The organism is Streptomyces spongiae (assembly GCF_009377185.1).
Lineage (GTDB): Bacteria > Actinomycetota > Actinomycetes > Streptomycetales > Streptomycetaceae > Streptomyces > Streptomyces spongiae.
In genome coordinates this window covers 1-2,830 of sequence record NZ_VJZC01000891.1, presented here as the reverse complement: position 1 = coordinate 2,830, position 2,830 = coordinate 1, and the positions used below count along the sequence as shown (strand labels likewise).

Genomic DNA, 2,830 nt, shown 5'->3' with positions numbered 1-2,830 from the left:
AAGAGACAGCGTCCCGCCCGCTACTCCAGACCGATCCGCTCGCAGTCGGCCTTGAGCTCCGGGGTGCAGATGTCCTTGACGGTGTAGACGTCGTCCCGGAGCACCGTCTCCTTGATGTTGTCCTGCGTGAGGGCGACCACCGGAACCAGCATCGACGGGATGTTGTCCTGCGTCGGGCTGTCGACCTTGTCGCGGGTCAGCGCGTCGAACTCGATCGAGCGGCCCTGCACCTTGGCCACGGCCATCTCCGCGGCGTTGTTGGCCTCCAGCAGGAACGACTTGTACACGGTCATGTACTGCTCGCCCGAGACGACCCGCTGCACGGCGTCCAGATTCGCGTCCTGCCCGGTCACCGGCGGGACCTTGCTGACGCCGGCCTCCTTCAGCGCGTCGATGGCGGCGCCCGCCAGGCCGTCGCTCGCGGTGTAGACGGCGGCGATGTTGTTCAGCCCGATGGACTTGATCGCCTTCTCCGTGGTCGCCTTCGCGATCGTGGGCGACCAGTCCTTGGTGTAGGAGGACTTGGCGATGACCACGCTGTCCTGCAGTTCGCTGAGCGCGCCCTCCTTGACCAGCGCCGTGTTCGGGTCGGCGACCGAGCCGTTGATCATGACGACCTTGCTGGTCGCGGCCTTGTCGCCGAGGGCCTGCACGATGGCACGGCCCTGTACCTGGCCTACGAGTTCGTTGTCGTGGGAGATGTACGCGTCGATCGGGCCCTGGGCGAGCCGGTCGTACGCGATGACAGGGATGCCCGCGTCCTTGGCCTTCTGGATGTCCGGGGCCACGGCCTTGGCGTCCAGCGCGTCCACGAGGATGACGTCGACCTTGGCGTCGATCATCTCCGCGAACTGCCGGCTCTGCTTGGCCATCTTCGCCTCGGCGTTGCGGTAGAGGACCTTGCCCTTGTTCTCGGTGAGGTCAGCGACGCGCTGCTTGATGAGGGGGTAGTCGAACTTCTCGAAGCGAGTCGTGTCCTTGTCGGGCAGGAGGAGACCCACTGTGATGTCGTTGCCCTTCTTGGGGGTGGCGGCGTCACTGCTCCCGCCGACCCCCTCGATGACGCCGCACGCGGCGAGCAGAAGGGCCGCGTTCGACGCGGCCAGGGCCATGGTGAAACGACGCACAGTGTTCCTACGGGTGGTATGAGCGTTCACATCAGGTGCCTTCCGGGGGGTTCGAGAGCAGCATGGCAACCAGGTGACTGCACAGCCAACGCGGCCAGGATATGAAGCGTCAAGCAGCGCTGGTTAGCGGGGTGCCGACAGCTCGCCCGAGAGGACCGGAGCGGCTCGCGTACAAGGCCTTTCCACCCCTTCGAACGGAATCTCCCCAGCTGGGACGGCCTCACGTGAAGTGTCCAGAAGAGTTTCGCAGCTGTTCGCCCCTTGCTCCCGGCCCGCCGGGAGCAAGGGGCGAACGCGCGCAGGTCAGGCCGGCTGTGTCTCCTCCGTGACCGCGGGGGCCGCGGCCAGCCGGTTGGCGGGGCGGGCCAGACCGTAGTGCTCGCGCAGGGTGCGGCCGGTGTACTCGGTACGGAACAGGCCCCGCCGCTGCAGGACCGGCACCACGTGGTCGACGAAGTCCTCCAGGCCGCCCGGCAGATGCGGCGGCATGATGTTGAAGCCGTCGGCGGCGCCCTCGGTGAACCACTCCTCGATCTCGTCGGCGATCTGCTCCGGGGTGCCCGCGAAGACACGGTGGCCGCGTCCGGCGCCGAGACGCGCGATGAGCTCACGCAGGGTGAGACCGTCACGGCGGGCGAGTTCGGCGACGAGCGTGAAGCGGCTCTTGTTGCCGTTGATGTCGCGCTCCTCGGGCAGTTCGGGCAGCGGTCCGTCCAGCGGCAGCCCGGTCAGGTCGGTGCCGAGCATCCCGGACAGCTGGGCGAGTCCGTACGCGGGAACCTGAAGGTCCGTCAACTCCTGTTCCAGTGCGTGGGCCTCGGCCTCGGTCGACCCGATGACGGGGGCGATGCCGGGGAGCACCAGCAGCTGGTCCTCGGTGCGGCCGTGGCGGGCCAGCCGGGACTTGAGGTCCTTGTAGAAGGCCTGGCCGTCGGCGAGGGTCTGCTGGGCGGTGAAGACGGCCTCGGCGTACCGGGCGGCGAACTCCTTGCCGTCCTCGGACGAACCGGCCTGCACCAGCAGCGGGTATCCCTGGGGGCTGCGCGGTACGTTCAGTGGGCCCCGCACCCCGAAGTGCTCCCCGCGGTGGTCGATCTCCCGCACCTTGCCGGTGTCGGCGTAGACGCCCGCCTCACGGTCGAGCAGGATCGCGTCGTCCTCCCAGCTGTCCCACAGCTTGGTGGCGACCTCCACGAACTCCCCGGCCCGCTCGTAGCGCAGGCCGTGGTCCAGGTGCTGCTCCTGCCCGAAGTTGCGGGCCTCGTTCACGGTGCCGGAGGTGACGATGTTCCAGCCCGCCCGGCCGCCGCTGATGTGGTCGAGGGAGGCGAACTTGCGGGCGGTGGGGAAGGGTTCGTTGAAGGTGGTCGAGACGGTGGCGATCAGCCCGACGTGCTCGGTGACCGCCGCCAGGGCCGACAGCAGGGTGAGCGGTTCGAAGCCGCCGAGCGCGTTGTGCCGGACCGCACCCCACAGGGCGAGGCCGTCGGCGAGGAAGACCGAGTCGAGCAGGCCGCGCTCGGCGGTCAGCGCGAGCTCCTGGAAGTAGCGCACGTCGGTGACGCGTTCGGGCTGGGTGCGCGGGTGCCGCCAGGCGGCGTCGTGGTGGCCGGCGTTCATCAGGAAGGCGTTGAGATGCAGCTGACGGGGTCTGGATGCGGGCATGGGGCTTCCTCGGATCAGGATCAGGATCAGGAGCGGGG

The 2,830-nt window shown here is 68.6% G+C and carries 2 protein-coding genes; both read right to left on the bottom strand.

The annotated features are described in order from the left end of the window. Positions 1-20: 20 nt before the first annotated feature. Positions 21-1,112 (bottom strand): sugar ABC transporter substrate-binding protein, encoded by a 1,092-nt coding sequence (locus FNH08_RS48285; RefSeq protein WP_152778243.1) that lies wholly within the window; start codon positions 1,110-1,112, stop codon positions 21-23. A 318-nt stretch (positions 1,113-1,430) separates the two neighbouring features. Then, positions 1,431-2,792 carry an LLM class flavin-dependent oxidoreductase gene (locus FNH08_RS48280; protein ID WP_152778242.1) on the bottom strand — a complete coding sequence of 454 codons (1,362 nt, stop codon included), beginning with the start codon at positions 2,790-2,792 and terminating at the stop codon, positions 1,431-1,433. Positions 2,793-2,830 lie beyond the last annotated feature (38 nt).